The organism is Serratia sp. 22264 (assembly GCF_052045345.1).
GTDB classification, from domain to species: Bacteria; Pseudomonadota; Gammaproteobacteria; order Enterobacterales; family Enterobacteriaceae; genus Serratia; species Serratia plymuthica.
The window spans coordinates 1281952-1306788 of sequence record NZ_JBQEOY010000001.1 but is presented as its reverse complement, the minus strand read 5'-3'; the positions used below and the strand labels follow the sequence as shown (position 1 = coordinate 1306788).

The 24837-nt window shown below is 51.8% G+C and carries 15 protein-coding genes; 8 read left to right on the top strand and 7 right to left on the bottom strand.

The window, feature by feature from the left end:
• Window positions 1–74 precede the first annotated feature (74 nt).
• Window positions 75–10994: an FkbM family methyltransferase gene (locus ACTJJ1_RS06270; RefSeq protein WP_440833612.1), complete on the bottom strand. Its 10920-nt coding sequence runs from the start codon at window positions 10992–10994 to the stop codon at window positions 75–77.
• A 1033-nt stretch (window positions 10995–12027) separates the two neighbouring features.
• Here ACTJJ1_RS06270 and ACTJJ1_RS06265 point away from each other — a divergent pair.
• The 5 genes from ACTJJ1_RS06265 (at window position 12028) to ACTJJ1_RS06245 (ending at window position 16435) form a co-directional block, all read left to right on the top strand.
• Window positions 12028–12279 carry an acyl carrier protein gene (locus ACTJJ1_RS06265; protein WP_062790744.1) on the top strand — a complete coding sequence of 84 codons (252 nt, stop codon included), beginning with the start codon at window positions 12028–12030 and terminating at the stop codon, window positions 12277–12279.
• 65 nt (window positions 12280–12344) lie between these two features.
• Window positions 12345–13601: a beta-ketoacyl synthase N-terminal-like domain-containing protein gene (locus ACTJJ1_RS06260; RefSeq protein ID WP_004944582.1), complete on the top strand. Its 1257-nt coding sequence runs from the start codon at window positions 12345–12347 to the stop codon at window positions 13599–13601.
• Window positions 13588–14904, top strand: coding sequence for a hydroxymethylglutaryl-CoA synthase family protein (locus ACTJJ1_RS06255; protein ID WP_440832804.1), 1317 nt, complete (start codon window positions 13588–13590; stop codon window positions 14902–14904). Before ACTJJ1_RS06260 ends, ACTJJ1_RS06255 begins: the two co-directional genes overlap by 14 nt.
• 2 nt (window positions 14905–14906) lie before the next feature.
• Window positions 14907–15683, top strand: coding sequence for an enoyl-CoA hydratase/isomerase (locus ACTJJ1_RS06250; protein WP_004944575.1), 777 nt, complete (start codon window positions 14907–14909; stop codon window positions 15681–15683).
• A gap of 2 nt (window positions 15684–15685) precedes the next feature.
• Window positions 15686–16435 (top strand): polyketide synthase, encoded by a 750-nt coding sequence (locus ACTJJ1_RS06245; protein ID WP_440832802.1) that lies wholly within the window; start codon window positions 15686–15688, stop codon window positions 16433–16435.
• Window positions 16436–16471: 36 nt separating this feature from the next.
• On the opposite strand, the gene ACTJJ1_RS06240 is transcribed toward ACTJJ1_RS06245, so the two are convergent.
• Together ACTJJ1_RS06240 and ACTJJ1_RS06235 are read right to left on the bottom strand one after the other, a co-directional pair.
• Window positions 16472–17077: a LysE family translocator gene (locus tag ACTJJ1_RS06240; protein ID WP_110605834.1), complete on the bottom strand. Its 606-nt coding sequence runs from the start codon at window positions 17075–17077 to the stop codon at window positions 16472–16474.
• 437 nt (window positions 17078–17514) lie between these two features.
• On the bottom strand, window positions 17515–18372 hold the full coding sequence (locus ACTJJ1_RS06235) for an alpha/beta fold hydrolase (protein WP_440832800.1): 858 nt from the start codon (window positions 18370–18372) through the stop codon (window positions 17515–17517).
• A 1389-nt stretch (window positions 18373–19761) separates the two neighbouring features.
• Between ACTJJ1_RS06235 and ACTJJ1_RS06230 the strand changes: the two genes are divergently transcribed.
• Window positions 19762–20685 carry an alpha/beta hydrolase gene (locus ACTJJ1_RS06230; RefSeq protein WP_409442621.1) on the top strand — a complete coding sequence of 308 codons (924 nt, stop codon included), beginning with the start codon at window positions 19762–19764 and terminating at the stop codon, window positions 20683–20685.
• A 5-nt stretch (window positions 20686–20690) separates the two neighbouring features.
• Here the strand turns inward: ACTJJ1_RS06230 and ACTJJ1_RS06225 are convergent, their stop codons facing one another.
• On the bottom strand, window positions 20691–21542 hold the full coding sequence (locus tag ACTJJ1_RS06225; RefSeq protein WP_440832797.1) for an SDR family oxidoreductase: 852 nt from the start codon (window positions 21540–21542) through the stop codon (window positions 20691–20693).
• 98 nt (window positions 21543–21640) lie between these two features.
• Between ACTJJ1_RS06225 and ACTJJ1_RS06220 the strand changes: the two genes are divergently transcribed.
• Window positions 21641–22063, top strand: a complete 423-nt coding sequence (locus ACTJJ1_RS06220) for a winged helix-turn-helix transcriptional regulator (protein ID WP_020439055.1) — start codon at window positions 21641–21643, stop codon at window positions 22061–22063.
• Between the two features lie 92 nt (window positions 22064–22155).
• Here ACTJJ1_RS06220 and ACTJJ1_RS06215 read toward each other — a convergent pair whose 3' ends face one another.
• From ACTJJ1_RS06215 to ACTJJ1_RS06205, 3 genes are read right to left on the bottom strand one after another with little or no spacing between them, the layout of a single operon-like run.
• Window positions 22156–22929 (bottom strand): SDR family NAD(P)-dependent oxidoreductase, encoded by a 774-nt coding sequence (locus ACTJJ1_RS06215; RefSeq protein ID WP_004944562.1) that lies wholly within the window; start codon window positions 22927–22929, stop codon window positions 22156–22158.
• Window positions 22930–22949: 20 nt separating this feature from the next.
• Window positions 22950–23246, bottom strand: coding sequence for a YciI family protein (locus tag ACTJJ1_RS06210; protein ID WP_004944558.1), 297 nt, complete (start codon window positions 23244–23246; stop codon window positions 22950–22952).
• Window positions 23247–23305: 59 nt separating this feature from the next.
• Window positions 23306–24193 (bottom strand): SDR family NAD(P)-dependent oxidoreductase, encoded by an 888-nt coding sequence (locus tag ACTJJ1_RS06205; RefSeq protein WP_230554884.1) that lies wholly within the window; start codon window positions 24191–24193, stop codon window positions 23306–23308.
• 148 nt (window positions 24194–24341) lie between these two features.
• On the opposite strand from ACTJJ1_RS06205, the gene ACTJJ1_RS06200 reads away from it, so the two are divergent.
• Window positions 24342–24779: a winged helix-turn-helix transcriptional regulator gene (locus ACTJJ1_RS06200; RefSeq protein ID WP_004944553.1), complete on the top strand. Its 438-nt coding sequence runs from the start codon at window positions 24342–24344 to the stop codon at window positions 24777–24779.
• Window positions 24780–24837: the final 58 nt, after the last annotated feature.

Here is a 24837-nt window from a genome sequence, read left to right as displayed (position 1 = left end):
CAATGACATCACCTCTTTCAACGGGCTGGCAAAGCCGTACTGGTTATTCGGTCAGTAATCAGTGTCCTGCGCGATCACGGTTCGGACGATTCAAGGGCGAGCAAGGCCTCTTCCCGCACCATTTTCAAGTTGCTGAGCCGCATGCAAAGCGCGCCCGATTCGTCGTACACGCTCAAGTCGTATCCGGGGAGATCGCCGGTGATCACCAAAGACGCATGTTCCGCAGGCGCTGGTGAAATGCAGACCGTCGCGCGCTCTGGAACCGGCTTATAAGTCATGACCGAATCCAGCGAGAATGGGTACCACTGGCCATGCGCCGGCGTTTGAGGATGACAATAATGATTTAGCGCCGAGAGCAGCTGCCAGCAGGCTGTCAGAAGCGCCGGCCGGAACTGCGTTGCTTGCGGCTGATGTGGCCGTTGCGCAAAGGCGCTGAGTCGCACCAGCAGCTGTGTGCCGTCAAAACACATTTTTTCGGCCACCGCGTGGTTGTGTAACCCGCTTTCATCGATTGTCCGTTTGATTTGCAGCGCCGCCTGCTGGTGATGAGACGCTTCCAGTTGTGCTTCCAGCACCCGCAGCTCCTGCACACGGCTACCAACACCGGCGGATGCGTTCAGGGTGACCTGGCCAAAATGATGAGTCACGGATTGATGCGCTTTCTCGGTCACGCACTGGAAATAGAGACCGTCATCCTCGTGGGAGAAATAGGTTTGAATATGGCCATCTACAGCGTCCTGCACGCTGGCTGGTTGTCCCCACAGCAGGTAATTCAGTTCGGCCACATGTCCTCGGGCGGATGACTCGCAGGCGCTCAGCACATGTTCCAGCAACCATAACCCGGGGAGCCGGTCTTGCGCAGACATTGCGCTTGCCGCCAGCAGGTTCTCATAAGTCGAGAAATCCATCGGCGCATCAAGCGATTGCGGAAGCGAACCGGAAACGGGCGCCGCGTCTGCCGGCGCGCCCCGAGTCCCCTCGGCAGGCGCGGTGGGCAGATCGACCCAGTAGCGTTCACGGGCAAAAGGATACGTCGGCAGAGACACTTTTCGGGGGCTGAGTGCCGGCGTTCCCTTTAAATAGAGAATATCCCAATCGATATTGACGCCTTTGACCCATATCTTGAGGAGTTTGGCCAACTTGCCCTTGGCGGCCCAGGCTTGCACCAGGTCATGCATATCGTCATCAACGTTAAAGAGCGACAACACATCGCTCTGTGATTTGCTCTTACCTCGGAAGATCGGATCGTGGGTTTGCTGCTCGCCGTCGAGCGCGGCTGCAAGCTGGCTTTGCAACTCATCAAGAGTGTGCGCGACAAATCCTAACCGTTCACTCATCGCTTCACGTCCGGTTTGCAGGGTATAAGCCAGTGAGTGCAGGTAGGCATCCGCTCCTCCGGCCTTGCCTTCTTGCGCTCGCATCCGGTCAGCCTGTTCGCGCACATGAGCCAACAAATTGACGACGCTTTGCCTGAGCTGCACGTCGTTTTTCGCCGACAAGACTATCAGCGCCGGTTCGCGCGTGGAGGGTTGCCCGGTAACGATGGCGGGCGCCTCCTCGCTTGAGAACTGTTCAATCACCAGGTGGGCATTGGTGCCGCTAAAGCCGAACGAACTTACGGCCGCCTGGCGGCGGTGCCCCGCTGCCACGCTCCAGTCTCGAAGCTCCCGGTTGACGTAAAAGGGTGAACTGTCCAGCGCAATGTGTTCATTAAGCGCCTGATGCTGCAACATGGGTGGTATCTGGCGATTCTTCATCGCCAGCAACACCTTAAGCACCGAGGCGACGCCGGCGGCTCTCAGGGTATGGCCGATATTGCTTTTCACCGAGCCCAATGCGCAGTAATTCGCTTGGCGGGTAAATTGAGCGAAGCTCTGCTTTAAACCTGCGACTTCAACGGGATCGCCCAGCTTGGTGCCCGTCCCGTGGGCTTCTACGTATTGAATGCGCTCAGGATCGATCCCAAAGCGGGTGTATACCGTCTGCTCCAGGCGCGACTGCGCGTTGCCGTTCGGGGCCGTGATGCCGTTGCTTTTGCCATCCTGATTGACACCCCATCCTCTGATCACGCCATGAATGACGTCCCGATCTTCAATCGCCTCTTCCAGACGTTTCAGCAGCACCACGCCCACGCCTTCTCCAGGAACAAAGCCATTGGCACGCTGATCAAAGGTAAAGCAGCGCCCTTCTTCCGACAGCATTCCGGCTTTGCTGGTCATGATGTGCATGCTTGGGCCGGCCAATACGGAAACCCCGCCGGCCAACGCCAGATCGCAATTGCCCAGCACCAAACTGTCACAGGCCGAGGCCATCGCCACCAAAGAGGATGAGCAGGCGGTATCGATAGCCAGACTTGGCCCTTGCAAATTCAGGTGGTAAGCGATTCTCGCGGCGAGAATCGACGCGGAATTTCCCATAAAGGTTTGCGCATTGAGTTCCATGCCAAAGCGCGCTTCATAGTCACCCTCGCCGCATCCGACGAAAACGCCGCATCGGCTGCCGGACAAATCGACAGGGTTGTACCCCGAGTCTTCTATGCAGCCCCAACAGGCTTCAAGAAATACCCGCTGCTGCGGATCCATCAGCTCGGCTTCGCGAGGAGAAATATTGAAGAACAGCGGATCAAACTTGTCGGCATCGTCCAGCACTCCCATCCATTTGGAGTAGGTTTTTCCGGGCGCTTGAGGGTTAGAGTCAAAGAACTCCGCTACCGGCCAGCGTTCGGCAGGCACTTCTGAAATGCAGTCGACGCCGGCGCGCAAATTCTCCCAGAACTGTTGCAAATTCTTCGCTTTCGGGAACTGGCCGGACATACCGACGATAGCAATCGCCTGACCTGCGGCAGACGCTGGTTCTGGCGCCGCCAGCGAGTCTGCACGCTGGCGGCGGTGCTCTTCCGGCCTGGCGGCCGGCAGCGGTGCCTCATGCCATTGCGCCGCCGGCGCCACGGCATAGCGCTGCACCAGCGCGGCGAACTCTTGCAGCGTAGGATAGCTGTATATTTCCGCTGCATTCAGCGCCAGGCCGAAGTGCTGGTTGATCTTTCTGATCCAGGTGACGCCGGTTATCGAATCCAGGCCCAAATCAACAAAAGCGATGTCAGGATCGATCGCCTGCGCTTTAATTTGCAGCTCTTGAGACAGCGTTTGGCTTAAAAACGCCAGCACGCTGGCCGACGGGGTTTCCACATGGCCGGCGCTGTCTGCAGCCAGGCTGTCGACAGACAGCGCCGGCAAGACGTCCGCGGACTTATTCGCTTTAACGGCATGATGGTCAGCCACGGCAGCACTGAGGCCTGCTTTATCGATCACTAACGCGGTGAAGAGTTTCAGATTGGGGTAACTGTAGATGTCGGCGGCGTTGAGCGTCAGCCCGTATTCCGCATTGACTTTTCTAACCCAGGTGACGCCGGTAATCGAATCCAGCCCAAGGTCGACAAAAGGCTGCTCGCTTTCAACGTGCTCGGCTTTGATTTGCAATTCTTCGGTCAGCATCCGCCGCAGGAGAACATAAACTTTATCAAACAACGCCTGAGGCGCGTCTTGCGCGGGCTGCCCGGCGCCGACGGAATGCGCTGTATTCACCGTCAACGCGTTCGCGCTTTGCTGTGGAGCGTTCGATTCCGGCTGCTTGGCACCCAGGTTAAAATGCTGTTGGATACGCGATAACACCTCTGGATTGCCGACAAAAGTCCGTTCATGCATTCGAAGTTCCTGCGCGTAGTTCGCTTCGACGCGATCTCGCAAAGGCTGCGAGCGTTGCGTTTTCCAGGCAACCAGCTCAGCTCGCGATTTCTGGGCGACCGCACTGGCGGCAGCCAGCGCAAAGGGCAACACCTGGGCGCGTTCAAGCACCGGATTTTTGAGCCCGCGTTGCAGGAGCTCATACCCTTTATACTCGCCGGCGGTAAACAGCACTTCCCTGGCGAGATCCAGGCCCAGCCGGCTGGGAAGGATCAGCGTCGCCCCAGCCCCTGGGGTAAATCCGTAACGCATATACGGGCTGTAATAGACGCTTTCCAGACTGAAGATCGCCTCATCGCAAAACATGCCGACGGCCCATCCCGGACCAATGCCATGCCCTTGCATCGCGGCGATGACCGGAATTTCACATTCCAACGGCAAGGCGAAGATTTTTTCGTCGGTGAACTTCGCTTCGCCTTTCTGGATCGCCTGCAGCGTTTCCAGCGTGCCGCCGCTGGCAAAATAGTGGTCATATCCGGTTAGCACCACCACTTTATAAACGTGATGTTGGCGGATATGAGCAAAGATCTCTTCAAAACCGGCCACGAAGGCTTTCGAGAATTTATTACGGCTTTCACGCTCACATAACCGGACCAACAGCACGCCATTGTCATAAGCTTCCGCCTCGATAACCGCGGAGCTGAGCGCCACTTTGCGCGGCTGGCCATACGGCGCTGGCAATTGGCCGTTTTCGAACGCCTGCACCCCGTTTTCCGGCAGTAACGGACCAGAAACCGCGGCGTCTGGCGTAAACGCGATCGGGCTATCTGCCGGCGCGGCAGACCGTTGGACCAATGTGGCCGCCAAATGCTGCTTCAATTCAACCAGCGCTTCTCTGGGCGCTTTCACCAGCTCCCGCGCCAGTTTCAGACCTTCCCCGGCAACCTCTGCCGACGGGAAAACCGGCATCAGCATCCCCAAGGTTTTCAACTGTCGGCCTTCCCTCTGCCGCATGTCGGTCAGCAAGGCCTGAGCCGCAGCGGGCGTAAAACGCTCGCTCAGCAGGTGATACAACGGCTGCGATACCCGTTGATCGCTGCTGGCGTAGTGATAGCGGGCCGTTGCGCTCAAAACGGCAAAATCGCACAGGCAGGCGAGCAACCAGGCATACCCTTTGCAATCACCAGGCACGGCGGCGATCACAGGAAACGGCATCGTCAACACGGTACGGTACAGCGCCTGCTGTAAAAATAGTTCATGGTCATGCTCAAGATCGGCAAGGAAGCCCTGCTCATCCCCGCAGAGCAACAGAACGCTGATGTCCGTGCGGCGTTTTAACGCCGTCAACAAGTGGGAAAGATGGTTGGCCGAAACCCCGCCGGCACCATGGAGGCGCAGCGAGAATATGCCCTGGCCTTCATCCGTTAGCGGGATGGAGGCTATCTCTGCCTGCAAATCCGCCGACTGGAAGGTTTGCAAGGCGGCCAACACCCGCTTGCGCGGAGCGCTTTCAGCCAAGGGAGCGGCCATGACTGCCGGCGAGACATCGGCCACAGATATCGCCCCGGCATCGCTCACGGCATGCAGCATGGCGCGGGCCTGGTTTTCAGGCAGCCAGTACCGTTCTTGTTCAAAAGGATAACGCGGCAGGTTGGCCACTCGTTGGCGTACCGCCGGATACCAGGCAGACCAGTCAATTTGCCGCCCCTCCAGCCACTGCCCGGCCAGCCCTCTCAGGTCGCGTTGCTGCATGGCGTGGTCGATTTCCGCCTGCTGCCCCGCGCTATTGCCTTTATTGCGCTCGCCTTGCGCCACGGCGGCGGTGAGATAAGTTTGCGCAAACGCATGCCGGCTGAGGTAGTCCTCCAGCCCCGAGAGCATCTCCGCCTCACTTTTTCCGGCAATCGCCAGACGATGGCCCAAGGATTCTCGTCCAAGTTGCAACGTATAAGCGATATCCTTTAACTCGCCGAGATTCAGCGGTGAGTGTTGCTGAAGATGCGCTTTCAGTCGTTGAGCCAGGAGATGCAATTGCGCTTCACTTCTGGCGGAAAGCAACAACAAGGCAGGTTCGGGATCCAGCGCATCAAGCTGTTTTGTTGGCGCCCCTGCGCCACTCGCAGGCCTAAACTCTTCAAGCACCATATGCACATTGGTCCCGCTAAAACCGAATGAGCTCACTGCGGCTATCCGTTTGCCCTGAGCGTTCGGCTGCCAATCCTGAACCTGGGTATTGACGACAAAAGGCGTTTCTTCAAAGGGGATCAGCGGGTTCGGTTTTTCATAGTTGGCGCTGGGAGGCAACTTGCGATGTTTGAAAGACAGCAATAGCTTGATCAGCGCGCTGACCCCAGACGCATGAACACAATGGCCGATGTTGCTTTTGACCGAACCAATGGCGCAAAAGCCGACGCGTTGAGTCTGCCTGCGGAAGGCATCCGTCAGGGCGGTTATCTCTATCGGATCGCCCAGTTTGGTTCCGGTGCCGTGGGCCTCGATATAGGTCAGTTCATCGGCGCTGAGATTCAGCTCATCGTAAACCTGGCAAATCAACTCGGTCTGCGAACGGCTGCTCGGCGCCGTGATCCCGTTGGTTTTGCCATCCTGGTTCATGGCGGATCCTTTGATCACGCTATAAATAGGGTCTTTATCGGTAATGGCATCCTGCAGACGCTTCAGGACAACAACGCCGACCGCCTCTCCCGGAACAAAACCGTCGGCCCGATGATCGAAAGGTTTACAGCGCCCATCGGCCGACAACATGCCGGCTTTCGCGCATAAAATATGAAAGTTGACGGTAGTATGAATTGACACGCCGCCGGCGATCGCCATTTCGACCGCGCCGCTTCTCAAGCTTTCACAGGCCAAATGCACTGCGGCCAGAGACGACGAAGACGCAGTATCGATCGCCATCGCCGGGCCTTTCATATCCATGAAGTAAGCGATGCGCGCCGCCAGAATCGACGAGTCGTTCCCCATGAATGAAGAGGCGTCTAACGGAACACCATGGCGCCGCAGATTAGCTTGGTAATCGCCGGCATCCGCGCCGGCATAAACGCCCCATTTCTTGTTTTTGATGTCCCGATTGGCATATCCCGCATCTTCCAGCGCGTGCCAGCTTTCCTGCAGGAACAGGCGTTGCTGAGGATCCATTTGTTTAGCTTCTTTACCGGAAATACCAAAGAAAGACGCGTCAAACTTATCAATGTCCTCGATAAAACCGCCCCAGCGACCGTAGGTTTTATTCGGTTTGGAACGATCCTCATCGTAATAGGCCGCAATATCCCAGCGTTCTGCCGGCACGTCAGAAATGCAGTTGCCGCTTGCCAGCAGCATCGACCAGAACTCGTCAACGTTCGCAATGCCGGGGAAGCGCGCAGACATGCCAATGACGGCGATATCCCCGCCGTATTGGGCCTGTCCGTCAGCCTCATTCGCGTTTTTTCTGTTTTGATTCACCGGCGCCCTGGCCCGACGGCTCGCATCATCGACAGGCACAGCGTCTGGTTGCATACGTGCCACAATGGCAGAACGATAATTTGCCAGCAGATAACGGCGCAAATCACTGACACAGCCGTAGTCGAAGAGCACTGTGCTGGGCAGCTTGATCGCGAAAGCGGCGTTCAATTTGACCGCCAGGTTAATGGCGGCGAAGGAGTCGACGCCATACTCGGAAAAGGCTTTGGTCTCGTCGATATCAACCTTTGCCTTCAGGCATTCATGCAGGCTCTGCTCAATTGCAGCATCGATGAAATGCAAAACGGCATCGTTGTCGATGTCATCTGGCTGATGCGCTGTAATCGGCGGGCATGCCCGTTCGGTTTGCGGCAGCGAGAGCCGGCCGTGCTGCTCGGCAATCTGCTGCATTTGCCACGTATCGTGTGATTGCCCGTGCGGCAGAGAGGCGGTCTCCTGCGCAGAAGGCGCATTGTCACTCGCTGAATCAATAGCCTGAGGCGAAGGGGTAAATGCCAGTTCGGCCAAGGCGACGGCCGGTGCGGCATACGCCCAAATACCGGACGACTCCTGCACCATTACCGGGATGCCGCGCAGGAAGTTTTCCGCCGGCTGGTTTTTATCATTGGCTGCAAAGTGGATCGCCACGGTGTGCTTCTTCCGTTCCAGAGCGGTTCGCCCCAGCGCATTCAACACCTGATATTCAACACCGCGTCCCAGCACGCGGCAACTGAGCAACAGACCATCGACGGACAACGCGTGTTCGTGTTCGGAAAACAGGCACAGGCCGCAGATGCCGTAATCGCCAAAGCGGTCGGAAACGCTGATGCTCCAACACCCCTGCTCAGGATGCTGAATGCGGGAAAGGATATCGCCGGCGGAGTAAGGCGCTTTAACAAGGTTGAACTGGTTGGTACGGTGTGTCAGCTGAGACAGCCTTTCCGCCTGATCCGGCGTTGCCGGCTGGAGGGTGACGTCAAGGCCAAGCCCGTGAATGAACGCCTCCATGCTGAATGCACTTTGGCGGAACGCTTCACGCCGGACTTGCTCCTGATAAAGATGGGTGCGTTTTGCATCCTCATCTGTCGTGCGGCGCACGTGATCAAAGGCCCAGACATGCGCCAGGAACCTGGGAATAGCGTCGTTATTCTCCGGCAATCGCAAACTGAGCACCTGCGGGCAACGCGCAGAGACCTCGGCGCATTCAATCGGACTGTCATCAAGAAAAACAAAGCTATCCAAACTCAGGTTCAGCATTTTTGCCAGATGTTGCAAATTGTCAGATTTGGCGTTCCAGTTGATTTGCACATCAACAAAATCATCCCATTGCAAAACCATGTCGTCACGGCTGTCAAAGACCTGCTTTACATCCTCCTGGTTATTCTTGCTCACCAGGCATAGCAACATTCCCCGCTCTTTTTGGCGCAACATAAACTGCTGCAATGCGCGGAAATTCGCATCGATAGTGACGCCCGCAGCACCCTGTTCGCCGACTACACCAGACCACAGCGTGTTATCGCAATCCAGGGCGATCACTTTATAAGGCGGGCGCCGGCTGGCATGGGTATGGCGTACGAGAACGGAGGCGATCACCTCGAAAAACGCGGGCGTATAAGGAATATGCCCCATTTCATCACGCACGTCATCGTGATAGTCGGTGACACCATAAGCCTGCAGCTGATTATTCAGGTCAATACAGCGTATCTCCGCCTTATCGCCCTGTATGCGATGCATCATCTGAGCGACTTGCGTTAACAAGGCGGCGGAAAACCGCTCACGCATTGCGGGGGAAGGCGGGCAAAGCACGAAGAGCGTCGGGCCTTGGCGACGGTGCGGTTGTTCTCCGACCAGGGTCAGCAGATCGTTAAAGTTATCGTAGACGCCTTGTTCAAAGGGGGACAAACGCAGTGCATTGTCAGCCTGAACCGCCGGACGTCTGGCATAAAAGTTGGCGAGCCCGGAAGACTTAAGCATATCCTCTTCCACTACCGCCAGCTCATAGCCTTTATCACGCAGCAGCCGGGCGATTTTTTCTGCCGTAGTCCCTTCTTTATCATGAACTTCAACTACGATCTGGCGAATATTCGGCCAGACATCATCAGCAATGCTGCTTAAAATATCCCATTCACATTTTTCCGCGTCGACCTTCAACAGATCGATAGTCTTTATATGATGCTCTTGCATGATGCTGGCCAACGAACGCATCTGCACTTGATAAGTTTGTTTTTGCAGACGTTCGCCGATCATCGCATCCAAATGTTCGCGAATGACCTCACCGTCTACGGCGCCAAGATGCTTGGCCACCTCATTTTCCATGGATTTTTTCAGCGCTTCGCCATCTTCCGCATCATCGGTATGGAACCCGGACCACACTGAAGAGTTGGGGTAAAAAACAAATTCGGCCTCGCCATCTTTGTCGGCAATGCCCACTTGCAACGCTTTCGCTTCAGGCGCATAGAGTGCGAGATTGTTGCGAAGAATGGCGTGGGAGATCGGTGACGGTTCGCAAGAAAAAATACGTAAATCAGGACATTGAGTCGTAGCAAACAGGGAAAACATGCCTATATTGCCGCCAATATCGACGACCACATCCCCTGGCGCAAAGGAAATACCGTGTTTCACGTATGTTTTCTCTACGAAAATTTCTTCGTACAGATAGCGAGTTTCATAGGGTTTCAGATGCGCGATCTCCATACCGTTAGGCAGGATGTAGCGCTCACAATCCGTCAAATGATGATTGATTTGCTCCGGTGAAACCTGAGGAACGCCATTTTTCCCTGTAGTGGGTGCTTGCGCCGCATCATTAGCGATCAGATCTTCTAATCGACATAGAATCGCATTTACGCCTGCGGCGTTTGTCGCCAGCAAACTCTGCGGGCTGAGCAGCTCCTGATAAACCTGATTGTAGGGCGCAAACTTGATGCGATCATGCCAGTTCAGTTGGGAGAACCAGGTCTGCAGAGGCTCAACGATCGGTTCTGCCGTAAAGGTGGCGGCGATCGCCCATGTTTGCCCCGCGTCCGTTGGCGCGGCTGCAAGCGCTCTCTGTTCACCCTGCCCGGCTTTATGGTATGCCCGTATATGCAAGCCTTTCATCTCCACCAGTATATCCCCCGATTCACTGACTATCAGCACGTCGAAAACCCCCTTATCAGGCGAGTATGAAGACACCTGTCTTGGGGCGGAAAAAACATCGCACTTTGCCGTTAATGGTTTGTGAATCAAGATATTGTCTAACGAAAAAGGGACATAAACTTGCCCAGGGCAATCACCCCACAGGGCTTTTCTGGCGCCAAGCAAAACCGTTTGTATTGCGGCGTCGAGTATGTAGGGAGAAGGAAGGCCTGTCAGGCTTCCTTCATCCGCACTGATCTGGCCCCAAAAAAGCGTTCGGTTGCAGTGCAGCGCATGCAAACACTGAAAATTGCCCCGGTAATCGATGCCGGCAGACAGAAACTGGCGGTAAATGTCATCACGAGCCAGCCTATGGGTGAAGGTTTGCGCTGTGATATCGGGCAGAGGAAATACGGAGCGTGCGTACTGGTCGCCAACCGGCCTTTCGTTTGTTTCGGCAGCGTTAAAATCGAATGACACTACGCCCGTCGCATGGCGCTTTGTCGCCTTACCCGGCACCTTTGACGTAACCCAGTAAGTTTTATCATCGTCTTCATCGCCAAAAACAATGTTCACCTCGCAGGGCCCCTTATCCAGGGTCATCGGCGAGAACCAGACTGCATTTTTTAGCTGCATAGGATAAATGCCATCGGTATTATTAGCGTCGTTATTATTTAATAATGATGACGCAACAAAATGAACATACCCCATCGCCGGCAGAATAGGTTCATTCAATACCATATGCCCAGAAACAATAAGACTACTGTCACTTAACGTGTACGCCGACATCACGACCCCTTCACCAATATGCATGAATAGTTTGGTTAACTTTGGAAGGCTTCTTCACTTAAAGTTTAATTTCAATATATTCAGAACCAAATAACTATAACCAAAACTAAAAATGACACAGCGAGCTGCTGAGCAAAAATTATGTAAAAACATTTCAATCGGTTTCGACATTAACATTTGATTAATTTTTCTTAATCAAAACAGAAATGTAAATGTTAAGTTAGTCTAAATATTTTTAGCATGCAAGCCCGACTAGCAAGCTCACCCCCACCTCGCAGCATGTTGATAAAACAAACAACTTCATTGAGTTCGCAGGGATGACCTCCGTCTTGTCCTTACGGCGCGGGTTGCGACGCGGACAGCGTAAAGACGCTTGCCGAGTACGCATTTCTGCATGGACAAGGAAGATACTTGCGGAACGGCTGAGTAACACGCGCCGCATAAGCAATATCGGGTTAAAAATAGCAACAAATTGATTTAAAATAAAAAATAGCATCATCATCACACCCTTCGTTGCTTGCTCGTACTGGCGGGTATCGAATGCCAAAGAGCGTGCGCAGCGAGAAACACGGTAGCGGGCGCCAGCAGCATGGTTCTGCCACCGGGCGTTGCGATGAGCCTATTCTCTCCTGTGGGCAGCTATCCGCCAGGCCGGCCGTGCCGTGAAAAAATCTGGATTGGATACAAAAATGCGCAAAAAACAGGTAGTCGCGGTAGGTTATGAAACTGTAAAAAAAATTGATAAATACTAATTGACACTTCTTTACCTTCCCTGATATAAGGTTGCCAACAAAGCAAAAAGTTAAGTGTTATTCATGGTTTCCCTTGGTTAATCTCTCAGGGTTAATAAAGAAATTCTATTTTTCGATTGGGTTTAATTATCAGATGATGATTAACTCTGGTGTTTTTATTTGGCATTAAAATTAAGAAAATCCATTCCAATTCATGTTAATTCGTACTCACCCATACAAGTAAGGAGCAGTGTATGAGCCCAAAGAGTAAAGAAGACATATTCAACATCATCGTAAAAAACCTATTGGAAACCCTGCCACACCTGGACGCCGGTGATATTACACAAGAACACAGCATGCGAGATTTAGGCGCCAACTCAATTGACCGTGCAGATATTCTCCTCTCCAGCATGGAAACCATTGATGTCATGTTCCCACTCCACGAAGCCGCTTCTCTAAAAAACATCGGTGAGTTAGTCAGCTTCCTGCACGCCAAAGCGCAGTAACCATTTCATTTGCATATGTGTTCTGTTGCATAAATGCTCATTCAGTAAAGTAAGACCGGGGGCGTATGATTAACCATGTCGTTGTGACCGGCTTAGGCGTCTCTGCTGCCAATGGAATTGGAATACCCGCCTTTACCCAAGCTCTAAAATCAGGCATCAGCGGCGTTAAGTGTCATATCAACGAATTTCCTGCAATCAAGGCCAGCCTGGCAGACTACAGTTACAAAACCGCACTGGCATCTTTACCCCTCTCGCAGGAAACACTGAATCATGCGTTGCGCCTGGGCGCCAAAGCGCCGCTAAGCGCCCGTTTATCGCTCGCAACCGCGCTCGAAGCCTGGCATGACGCCTTTGCCGACGGGTGTCCCTATCCTCCCGAACAACGAGGGGTCATCATTGCCGGGCATAACATCGAACAAAAGTATCAATATCAAATCCGTCAGTCTTATGTTGATCGCCCCGAGTTTGTTCCAGCCAGCCATGCGCTGTGCTTTATGGATACCAACCAACTGGCGCTGCTCAGCGAGCTTTTAACCCTCCGCGGAGAAGGCTACACCGTGGGCGGTGCCTCTGCCAGCGGCAACACCGGCCTTCTCCACGCCTACCGGCAAATCGCTTCAGGGGTTACGCAGGCTTGTCTGGTCGTCGGCGCGATGGCGGATTTGTCACCGCCGGAAATACAGGCTTTCAAAAACAGCGGCGCCTTGCTGACTGAAGGCGACGCATACGATGCCGCGCGGCTTTGCCGCCCTTTTGATCATAATCGGCAAGGTTTTGTCTATGGCCAAGGCTGCGCCTGCCTGTTGCTCGAAAATGAGCAAAGCGCCAATGAACGCAACGCGCCGATTTGGGGGCGCGTACTTGGCGGCAGCCTCTGCCTGGATGCCAACCGCGGCAGCAACCCAAGCAGCGAAGGTGAGTCGCGCGCGATGCGCCAGGCGCTGCTGGCGGCGAATCGCCCTTATGACTCGGTCAACTACATCAATACTCACGGCACCAGTTCATTGCAGGGAGATGAAACTGAAATTGCCGCCATCAAGCACGCTTTTGGTCCCTATCATCGGCAGATTTGGCTTAACTCCACCAAAAGCCTCACGGGGCATTGCCTGTACGCCGCCGCCGCCGTGGAAGCGGCCGCCACGTTGATACAGATGAAAGAACGATTCCTGCATCCGAATTTGAATCTGGAAAACCCCATTGACAATGACTGCCGTTTTGTCGGGCAACAGGCTCAAAGCCAGCCGATCGCCATCGCGTTGAACAATGCTTTCGGTTTCGGCGGCATAAATACCTGTGTTGTGTTGGAACATGTCAGCCAATAACGGCGTAAACATCCCATGTAATCTCGCGAAAAGAGGCATTATGATTTCCGTTGGAATTGAAGCGATAAACGCCTTTTGCGGCTCAAGCTATATCAATGTCAGGGATTTGGCGCAACATCGTCAGCTGGATATATCACGCTTCGACAATCTGCTGATGAAGCAAAAAACAGTCAGTTTACCCTGTGAAGATCCCGTCAGCTTTGCCGTCAATGCCGCCAAACCCATTCTGGATGCTCTGAGTGATGCAGAAAAAAACAGCATTGAGTTGTTGATTACCTGCACGGAATCAGGCATCGACTTCGGCAAATCCCTCAGCACCTATGTGCACCACTACTTGGGATTAAAGCGAAATTGTCGCTTGTTTGAACTGAAAACGGCCTGCTACTCCGGCGTCGCCGGTTTGCAAATGGCGGTGAATACGATCCTTTCTCAGACATCGCCAGGCAGCAAGGCGCTCGTTATCGCCACCGATATGACGCGTTTCATCCTGGAGGAGGAAAACGCCGCAACTACCAGCCAGGACTGGTCTTTTGCCGAACCGAGCGGTGGTTCGGGTGCCGTGGCCATGCTGGTCAGCGACAGCCCGCACGTTTTTCAAATCGATGTCGGGGCGAATGGGTATTACGGTTATGAAGTGATGGATACCTGCAGACCCATTCCTGATATGGAAACCGGGGATTCGGACCTGTCATTATTGGCCTACCTGGAATGTTGCGAAAAAGCGTATCAGGAGTACGAGAAACGTACCGCCGACATTGATTATGTGAACACCTTTGGCTATTTGGCCTTCCATACGCCGTTCGGCGGAATGGTCAAAGGCGCTCATCGCAACATGATGCGCAAACTGGTTCGCGCTGCCCCGCAGGATATTGAAGCCGACTTCGCCCGTCGGGTCATTCCCGGGCTAAATTATTGCCAGCGCGTCGGCAATATTATGGGGGCGACGTTAGCGCTTTCACTGCTCAGCACGTTGGCGAATGCCGATATTCACTCAGCACAGCGCATCGGCTGTTTCTCGTACGGCTCTGGCTGCTGCTCCGAGTTTTTCAGCGGCGTAGTCACGCCTGAAAGCGCCCAGCGCGTCAGGCAAATGGACATCGGCGCTCACCTGGACAACCGCCGGGAACTAACCATGGCTGAATATGACGCTTTGCTTTACAGCAACCAGCGCGTCAGCTTCGGCACCAAAACCGTCGAGCTGGATCTGAGCCTATTCCCGCAAATTCATGCAGGATCGCGAGCCCCTCACCGCCTGGTTTTGAGGCGCATCAACCAGTTTCATCGTGAATATGAATGGGTTTGACCATGTCATCATATCAAACGCTACGATTGCGACAGGATGGCTCGGTCTTATATCTGCAAATATACCGGCCTGAAGCCAGCAATACGATCAATGAAGCATTTGCCATCGAGTGTCGGGCGGCCATCCGCGAGTTTCGCGATAAAATCAACATATTGGTTGTTGAGGGCTTGCCTGAAGTCTTTTGCTTCGGTGCAGATTTGCAGGCCATCGAACAAGGAAATATAGCCGGAAACGGCAGCGGTGGCCGGCCTCAGGATCCGGAAATCCTTTATTCTGTCTGGCAAGACATGATGAGCGGGCCTTACATCAGCCTTGCCCATGTCAAGGGCAAGGCCAACGCGGGAGGATTAGGGTTCGTTGCCGCCAGCGATATCGTTATTGCCGACAATCGGGCTCTGTTCAGCCTGTCTGAAATGTTATTCGGCTTGTTGCCGGCCTGTGTACTCCCCTTCCTGATACACAAGATAGGCAAACAAAAAGCGCATTATATGACGCTAATGACCAAGCCAGTGTCGGCGGAACAGGCTTACTGCTGGGGATTGGTTGACGATTATGGCGATAACAGCGACCTGCTCCTTAAAAAGCATATTCAACGGCTTAGCTGTTTATCAAAATCAGCCATCGTGCGTTACAAATCCTACATGGCGGAACTTGATACGCGGGTGGGCGATCAAAAATCAGCGGCTTTGGCGATGAATGTGGAGATTTTTTCAGATGAGGACAACATCAGAAAAATAAACCGTTACATACAAACGGGCAAATACCCCTGGGAGGCCTAGAAATGTCGACAAATGTCATTGATTTTCAGGAGATAGAACCGGGAATCGCCCAAATACGCATGCAAGATCGCGCCTATAAGAACACCTTTTCACGCGCTTTGGTCAATGAACTGATCCTAGCGTTCAAACAGGTTGAAACGGCGGAGCGTTATAAAGCCGTCATTCTTACTGGCTATGATAACTACTTCGCCACAGGGGGAACTCAGGAAGATCTGTTTGCCTTGCAGGCAGGAAAAGGAAAGTTCACGGACACCAACATCTACAGCTTGCCCCTTGAATGCCCTATCCCGGTCATTTCCGCCATGCAGGGGCATGCCGTGGGAGGCGGCCTAGTGATGGGGCTCTTTGCCGATTTTGTGATTATGAGCAAGGAAAGCATTTATACCGCCAATTTTATGAAGTACGGCTTTACTCCCGGCATGGGAGGAACCCTTATCGTACCGGAGAAACTGGGTCTGGCTTTAGGGGAAGAAATGTTGATGTTGGGGAATAACTATCGCGGCGAAGCGTTGAGACAAAGGGGCGTGCCGTTCCCGGTTTATCCCAGGGAGGATGTCGCCGCAGCGGCTTTATCCATCGCCAGGGATCTGGTAAAAAAACCCCGTCTGTCTCTCATCACGTTAAAGGATCATCTGACCCGGAATCTGCGCGCCCAGTTGCCGAAATATACCGCGCAAGAAGTTCTCATGCATGAGAAAACCTTTTTCCAACCAGAAGTTCGGCAAAACATCGCCAGGCTATTTGGCAATTAACGCCTGCGGCCCCTGCTCTACCCAGTTGAGCAACCGTTAAAGCATCATTGATACCGATTTGTAAAACATCGAAGCGGCAAAAAATGAGATAACCAGCGAGGCGCTGCGATAAAAAAGCACGGGTTTTAACTTGTAATTTGAGTGTTCACTGAAGTTAATTAGGGTGCCTGAATAGGTCCATATGAGGGAAACAGGTAACAATGCCAATAACAAACAGAGCATGGCATGAAAGTAACTGTCTTGATAAAGAAAAGCCGATTGAGGAATGATAGAGTCCGCAAATAAAAAAGCCTTTGGATTGAGCAGCGTTGTAATGAATACCGTGCCGAAAGTCACATTGCCGCGAACCTGATGAAGCGAAAAGCGCCACACCTTTATCGCCAAATAAGCCGCGTAAAATGCAGACATCAACTTAATGATGTTTAACACCGGATTTCCGTGTTGCGCCAAATAGGTAAAAAAGACTCCCCATGCTGTAACCGCCAGAAAGTACCCTATCCATTCCGATAAAATCAGCTTCAAGCTTTTCACGAAACCCTGCGTATAACCTGCGCAGAACAATAATGTATTAGTCGGCCCGGGGACACTCAACAACAATGCAATGTATAATGTCACTCTTACAGAATCATTTTCGCTAAACATGCTTGAAACACCTCGATTAAAATTAACGGGGGTTGTTCTTGCTCACGATACTCAGTCTGATTAAACACCAAGCTTTCAATTTACGCCCGGAGGACTCATTTCACCGCCAATGATTTCAATGATTAACACACTGGATGGCATTATCAGAAATAATAAACAGTATCCATTATAAATTAAAATAAAACAACGAATGAGGTAAAATAAAAATGAAATAAAAACCGAAAAGCGGCACGCGGCAATTGCCTGTTGCGCCATTATTTCCGTCTCAGTCTCTTAATGCCGATAGCATCCAGCGGCGGCCATGTGCGGCAAAACGCACTGCGGGAAGCCGTTAGGGTTAGGCGAAACCCTTGCAAGCTTAAATGCGCACAAGAAAATCATAATTATATGTATTTAAACTGAAAATTTTATCGGCTAGCGTGTCGATGAAGGCATAGTCACGCCAGTTTTTCTATGCCGGGTATCATCTGCATGAAATCATAGAGTGCCATATTGAACCCACTATTATTTTCAATGACCAATCCGTGGCCAGACTTAACCACGTTGTAATACTTCGAAAGCTTAAAGTCGCGAAGATAATCTTGCGCCTGATGTTCGCTGACAAACGAGGAGAAACACCCTCTGATTATCGAAATGGGAATTGAACAACTCCTGGCCAGCGATCTCTCATTAGTGCTGTGATTTTCACTATTATTTAAAATACATGGATCCGCATGAAAAAAATAGCTGCCATTTATTTTTACTAACAGCTCACCCGCCAGCCACTTAATATCTTTTACCGGCATTAATGGTCTGGCATTGCTGATGAAATCGGCATATTCATCAATCGACCATGATCTTCCCACCGACTTTTCGAAGTTTCTAGCCACGTAGCTTGATGGCGTGCCGCTACTAATTTCCGGACAGAAATCAGCCATCACCATTCCACACACCCCGGATACTTTTCTTTTCAGAAGCTCAGTGGCAATTCTCCCCCCCATAGAGTGCCCAATTAAAATAAGCGAGTTTATATTCAACTCATTTATAACGAACTCAACGTCATCGGCATAATTGGCAGTATTATAGTTGCCATCTTCACGCCAGTCTGATCGTCCATGGCCACTCAGATCGATGGCAATGACATCGCAATTAAACTTACTCGCGATTTCCTGGGCGGTTTTTGACCAAATGAAAGAAGCCTCAGCAAATCCATGGATCATCAGCAAAGTAGTGACGCTATTGCTCTTCGTGTAATGATAATAGAAAATCCGTCTCATGGAGGAGTGTCGCAAAAAACCTCGTCTGGAATCAAACATTAATCCCACTCCTAATGGAAAGTTGTGTTCAAATAAAAGAGATAATAGCAGAAATTCATCCAGAAGCTACCGCCCTACCTGATAAGAAGTGGAACTCTGTAAATGCTACCTAAATATTAAGTTTATTCAATGGATCAATCAGATAAGCCCTGAAATTTAAGGAGCCAATTATGAGATTTCGATTTGAGATGGTTCATGAACTAAAACTGACTGAGCCATGCAAAACAGCACAAAAAATGGCTTGATAATATTAGTTCATGAAGTTAGTGATTGATAATCATTGATGAAAAATAATAATTAAAAAACAATGAGATAAAACATGGTCATATATGAACTAGGTTTTCTCTCAACATAAGTTAAATATAATTACTGACCACGTACCAGGATGCCTATCTATCAGGTTCTTTGTTTGTTCTGTCTCACTTCACTCACCTTCCCGGTTTTGCTTTCCAGCGTTCAATCTCAGATGGCCAGATTCGGTATTGGCGAGCCTGGTCTTTTAAGCACTACCGGTTTCCTTATCAACAGATGTGCTCTGATGAAAACGCATCGCCAACGAACACCGTTCTCATTGATGATAACAACCTGCTCGATGAACGTTTTGTGCATCAAGCAACGGCGTTCATCCACATCACGGGGAAAACTGTTCGTCATCAATACGACTCTGTTCTCGGCAATCGTCTCTAGCGAACCCTCGGCAAAAATCTGCGACTGACTATTTTAACTTCCCAGTCCTGTGCAGTTTTCCGTTTGGCAGTTGGCTGATTTCTCCAACATTTGTCATGCAGCAGTTTCGTTGACGACAATCGTAACGTTACGTTACGTTCCGCTGGCTGGTGAAGCTGAACCGCGGTGACTGCATCACTCCAATCGCTCAATGAACGCGGTCCAAACGCCCTTCTTTTTTGATCGCGCTACGTGAAATCTGATAAAAGTTGGCATACTTGGCCTTGCAGAACGCGTCAAAATGCACCGAAAAAAAAATCATACTCAGCACCACTTTTTGAACTGTCAAAACTCATCAAGTCGGCGATTCGCTGCTTTCTGGAAGCCAATTCGTACATGTTGCAGTCGTTCTCTCGAGCAACAGTTAACACCATGTTCAAGGCTGCCGATGCTATGTCAGAAGCTATCTAAATAGGGAAAATTTATTTTTCTTGGCGCTTACAAAAAATAAAGTCATATTGCGTAATTTGTTTTTTTAACCTATTTTTAATATAAATTCATTTCATAACCTTCTTCTCTGTGAGGAAGTAACTTTCATGTCGTGATAAAAACATTGATGATCATGCTAACATCATGACATTTACCTCAAATCGAAAACATTGCCGGATTATTTTTATGCAATGGCTTTCATGCTAAAAAACAGAATAAAAACGGGAGGTTTTCATGTTATTTATCACTAACCGTTCACCGCAAGGATCATTTATTACCGAGCCAGGACGCGAGTTTTTATTTAACTTGATGGATAATACATCTTCCGCCTCTGTTTATTACTGCTATCACGATAGTTTCAAGAATACTAACGTTGAGCTTGGCAGCGATGATTTTCTTGATAAATTGGATGAAGCACAGCCGGAATCGATTCTGTTTTACCTGCATGGTTTCAAAAATCTACCGGCCGATGTTTTCGATGAAGCGCAACGTCTCCAAAATCTTTGCGATGCTCTGGCCCCCTTCAAAATCATGGTCATTACCCTGGTGTGGCCATGCAGTGGTGAGAAAGGAATCATAAAGCGCTACTACGATGATAAAGAGGCTGCAAAGGATAGCGGCAGCCCTTTTTCGCGTGTAATACAACGGTTTGTAGATTGGGGAAAACAACGTACGGCACCCTGTAAAAGTATAAACATGCTGTCTCATTCCATGGGAAACCAAGTATTATGTTCTGCATTAAATAATTGGTACCAAAACTCACCAGACAGGCGGCGTTTATTCGATACAACTTTTATGGTAGCACCAGATATCGAAAGCAATGCTCTGGAAAGCCATCAGCCCGGTGAAGTTATATGTGAGGTAAGCCGCGACGTATTGGTATATCACGCAAGAGATGATATAGCGCTAAAGGGAAGCAAAGTGGCGAATGCCGACCCTTTACCCCGCCTGGGAAGCCAAGGGCCGGCTTACCTTACACGTATTCCCAGAAATGTTACCGTAATAAATTGCAAGAAGGTAAATCAACCTGCAGACCCTATTATCGGTCACAGCTATTTCAGATCATTAGACGGGGATGCAACAAAACCCAGCCTTGTGATCCTGCACATTGTCGACTGCCTGGTTAAAGGCGAGATTGTTCAGGATCCCTTTTCGTAAGGTGGTCAGCTCGCTTTCAGAGCCTGTTCGACGCTGGTTGCCAGCAGGGTCGTCGGGCGGCCGATAAGCCTGGATAACTCGCCACCCGCATCGAATAACGCACCCTGCGAAGCGCCCACATCCCAAGATGCGATCGCATAGGCGAGCTCTGCCGGCAGGCCAAAGCTATGCAGTGCCGCCGCATACTCGGCTTCAGGAAGGTTATGGTAAGCGATGTCCTTGCCCGTCTGGCGGGACAGCTCGTCTGCCAGCTCTTTCAGTGTCCATGCAGTGTCGCCGGCTAATTCGTAAGTCACATTCACGTGGCCGGCGCTGCTCAAAATCGCCACGGCCGCTTCTGCGAAATCTTCACGGCTGGCCGATGAAATCCGGCCTTCACCGGCGCTTCCTATAAAAGCGCCATTGGCCAGTGCTGCGCCAACGGAATCGGTGTAGTTTTCGGTGTACCAACCGTTGCGCATGATCGTGTAGGAAAGGCCAGAGGCCTTAATCGCGGTCTCCGTTGCAAGATGTTCACCGGCCAGGTTCAAAGGCGAGACGTCTGCATGGAGCAGGCTTGTGTAGACAATGTGTTTCACGCCTGCTTTCTTCGCGGCGGCGATCACATTGGCGTGCTGGGCGACGCGTTGGCCGACTTCACTTGAAGAGATTAGCAAAAGGCTGTCGATACCGGCCAGTGCAGCGTCGAGCGTGTCAGGGTGCGCATAGTCGGCAGCACGTACGCTAACCCCTAGCGATTGCGCCTTTTCCGGGGTGCGTACCAAAGCAACGATGTCGCTGGCCGCCACTTTCTGTTTAAGCTTATCAATAACGATACGGCCTAACTGACCTGTGGCGCCGGTGATGGCAATAGTCATGGCATAACTCCTTGAAATTTGATTGTGCGGTTAATCACGACTCGACTATAGACCAGATACTAACTTATAGTAAGTACGTACAAAAAGGTAAGTGATGCATGATTTCACCTGTCCAAAGAGGCCCCATGACCAACTCCGTAGTTGAACCTTTATCCGAAAAAATGTTGCGCGGCGACGTAATGGCCGCGGCCTGTCCTTCACGCGAAATCTTGAGCCATCTTACCAGCCGCTGGGGGGTACTTATTCTGATCGCGTTGCTGCCCGGGACACTGAGGTTCAGTGAAATTCGCCGCAGGATCGGAGGAGTCAGCGAGCGAATGCTGGCTCAAACTCTGCAGTTATTAGAGAAAGACGGCATGATTAACCGCTATGACTACAACATCGTTCCGCTACGCGTAGAATACACGCTCACGCCACTTGGAAAAGAAGCTGCGGCCAAAGTTCGGGATTTAGCGGACTGGATCGAGAACAATTTGGCGGCACTCACACTGGCGCACAATAGCCCTGATGCCGTTGCCTGATAGGGTTTGGGGCCGATAATTTTCAGCCTTCGGCTCCAGGTCTCGAAGAGCAATCTTTGCCCTTCGAGGTCTGGTCACGGGATAACGCCCTCTCACGGGCGATAACGTTTCGCCGGCTGAGAATTGCTGAAGCCTTTGGCCAGTGCCCAACGCGCCTGTTCGAAGGCTTCCCAGGTTGCGGCCTCCGGCACCGGCGGGATGGTCACCAGCTCCTTGCGGTCGAAGCCGATCAATGCGGCATCCACCAGATCCTCGACTTCCATCACATCCGGCACCTGGCTGATATCCCCACCTGCCCGCTCGTAAATTTCAGTGCGCGTGGCGGCCGGCAATACAGCTTGTACGTAGACGCCTTTTGATGACACTTCGGCGGACAGGCTTTGCGATAACGTCAACACATAGGATTTGGTGGCGGCGTAAATCCCCGGTGCATATTCGGGTAAAAGCGCCAAAACGGAGGCGATATTAACGATAGCACCCTGTCCGCGTGCGACCATTCCAGCAATGGCGGCGGAGGCAAGCAAGGTTGGCGCAAGAACATTAAGGCGCAGAAGCTGGTACAGCTCGGCCGGATCTGCCGTCGTGAATCCCCCATTCATGGCGGCCCCGGCGTTATTCACCAAAATATCAATCGCTGGCTCGGCTCGCAGCCGCTGTAAAACAGGTTCAAGCTCGGCGCCATCAATCAGATCGGCCGTAATCACCTCAATGTTAACGCCGTGCGCATCACGCAACTCAGCCGCTAATGCGTTGAGGCGATCCGTTGCGCGTGCAACAAGAACCAGATCGTGGCCACGAGCGGCCAGGCGGCGCGCATAGACAGCGCCAATGCCGCTTGAAGCGCCAGTAATAAGTGCAGTTGTCATCGTTATTTTCCTGATGGGTATTAGCCGCGGGCTTTCAAATGCAGCATGGAGTAATGTTCGTAGTGGCCGACACCATTCTTCACAATGGGGTCTTCCGCTGTAATGGCCGCGATATCCTGTTCATCGGTAATTTGGTAGAGCGAGACGCCATAGCCACCCTTCTCATCAATCACCGGGCCATGGGCTACGATCAGGCCTTGGGCAAGCAGCTCGTTCAAAAAGTCAGCGTGCTGCTGCATCCATTTTTGTTCGTCGGCAGACATCGTGGTCAGGAAATTAGCTCGCGGCGGTATAAATTTGCACAGGTAATATTTCATGGTCAGTCCCTCATTGAAGTCATTTAAATTTCATTTAAACGTCGCAGACATTATTTCTGTTATGCAGACTTCACGCTTTTCAGAATTTCACCTTCAAAGATTTTTGGCATGTGGTGCTGAAGGAACAGGATTATTCTGCTCATTTTCCCCACAGGATTGCTGAATTTCGGTTTCTTCGCCGTTATCAGGCCGGAAATGGTTTTGATCACCGCATCAGGCGCTTCGGCTTCATCAATGCCCTTCTGCGTTGCGGCCATGGCCTGCTTGCGATAGGTGCTGTAGTCGGCAATGTCACGGCCTTCTGCGGAAATGGCATTGTGGGCCAGGTTGGTTTTAAACCACATCGGCTCGACCATGCTGACTTTGATATTGAATTGATCCAGCTCGAAGCGCAGAGATTTGAAATAGCCCTGAACGGCGTGTTTGGAAGCCGTGTAATAAGACAGGTTTGGTGGGCCGATCAGGCCAACAATAGAACTGACCGTAATGATTTGCCCCTGCTTTTGCGCTCTGAAATAAGGCAGCAAGGCATTGGTCAGCTTCACCGTGCCCCAGAAGTTGGTTTCAAATTGTTGTCTGCCCAGCTCAATCGGCGTTTCTTCGGCAAGGCCCGTCACCATATAACCGGCATTATTGACCAGTACATCCAACTGTTTAGTGAACTGGAATAATTCGTAAACAAACGAAGTAATTGAGCTGTCGTCGTCAATATTCAACTTCAGCAGCTTGAACGGGACTTTAGCCGCATATTTTTCGGGTTCACGGCTGGTGCCGATAACGGTAAAGCCCTGCTGGTGAAGGCTGTTGGCGAGCATCAACCCAAACCCCGATGATGCACCTGTAATTAAGACGGTCTTTTTCATAGTGATCTGTTCCAAAAGGCGGTGTGGTTTCACATTCCGCAGTGCAATAGAGATATCAGTGATGGATAAATGTGCCGCTGGCACGTACCGGCACCGCCAGGTCGCAGTGATGACCCGCTTTAAGTTAGTATCGTTTTAGTAGTTAGTCAATACTAAAATGATAGTTAAAAAGGAGTCGGCTGAGGCAAGCCTGCGTGATAGTATCGTTTCAGTAGTTAGTGAGGTGAAAATTATGAGCACAAATTCCTATTCTGAAAACATCTGTCCCATCGCACGCAGCGTAGCTTTTCTTGCCGATGCCTGGACGATGCTGATCCTGCGTGATGCCAATTCCGGGATGACGCGCTTTGACCAGTTCCGCAAAAGCCTGGGGATTGCCCCCACCATGCTGACCAAACGGCTGGCGATGTTGACCGAAGAGAATCTGCTTGAGAAGCGGCAGTATTCGGAGCGCCCGCTGCGCGAGGAGTATATTTTGACGGAGGCAGGCCGCGACTTTCTGCCGGTGCTTATCATGATTGGCGCCTGGGGGAGAAAGCACCGTGGCGAAGGCAAGTTGCTCCGCCTGCTGGATGCCGAGGCGGGAACTGACATCAACGCTATAGCGATTGATACCGTCACCGGGGCAGAAATTGGCACACGCGCAATCCAGATGGTGCTCCCAGAATGATAGCCTGCGAGGCTGGCAAAATTCTTTATTGAACGAACGGTGACAAGAGGGATTCGGT

Coding starts and splice junctions, on each gene's coding strand:
- ACTJJ1_RS06270 (WP_440833612.1), bottom strand. CDS start 10,994: ATGGTATTGAATGAACCTATTCTGCCGGCGATGGGGTATGTTCATTTT.
- ACTJJ1_RS06265 (WP_062790744.1), top strand. CDS start 12,028: ATGAGCCCAAAGAGTAAAGAAGACATATTCAACATCATCGTAAAAAAC.
- ACTJJ1_RS06260 (WP_004944582.1), top strand. CDS start 12,345: ATGATTAACCATGTCGTTGTGACCGGCTTAGGCGTCTCTGCTGCCAAT.
- ACTJJ1_RS06255 (WP_440832804.1), top strand. CDS start 13,588: ATGTCAGCCAATAACGGCGTAAACATCCCATGTAATCTCGCGAAAAGA.
- ACTJJ1_RS06250 (WP_004944575.1), top strand. CDS start 14,907: ATGTCATCATATCAAACGCTACGATTGCGACAGGATGGCTCGGTCTTA.
- ACTJJ1_RS06245 (WP_440832802.1), top strand. CDS start 15,686: ATGTCGACAAATGTCATTGATTTTCAGGAGATAGAACCGGGAATCGCC.
- ACTJJ1_RS06240 (WP_110605834.1), bottom strand. CDS start 17,077: ATGTTTAGCGAAAATGATTCTGTAAGAGTGACATTATACATTGCATTG.
- ACTJJ1_RS06235 (WP_440832800.1), bottom strand. CDS start 18,372: ATGTTTGATTCCAGACGAGGTTTTTTGCGACACTCCTCCATGAGACGG.
- ACTJJ1_RS06230 (WP_409442621.1), top strand. CDS start 19,762: ATGTTATTTATCACTAACCGTTCACCGCAAGGATCATTTATTACCGAG.
- ACTJJ1_RS06225 (WP_440832797.1), bottom strand. CDS start 21,542: ATGACTATTGCCATCACCGGCGCCACAGGTCAGTTAGGCCGTATCGTT.
- ACTJJ1_RS06220 (WP_020439055.1), top strand. CDS start 21,641: ATGATTTCACCTGTCCAAAGAGGCCCCATGACCAACTCCGTAGTTGAA.
- ACTJJ1_RS06215 (WP_004944562.1), bottom strand. CDS start 22,929: ATGACAACTGCACTTATTACTGGCGCTTCAAGCGGCATTGGCGCTGTC.
- ACTJJ1_RS06210 (WP_004944558.1), bottom strand. CDS start 23,246: ATGAAATATTACCTGTGCAAATTTATACCGCCGCGAGCTAATTTCCTG.
- ACTJJ1_RS06200 (WP_004944553.1), top strand. CDS start 24,342: ATGAGCACAAATTCCTATTCTGAAAACATCTGTCCCATCGCACGCAGC.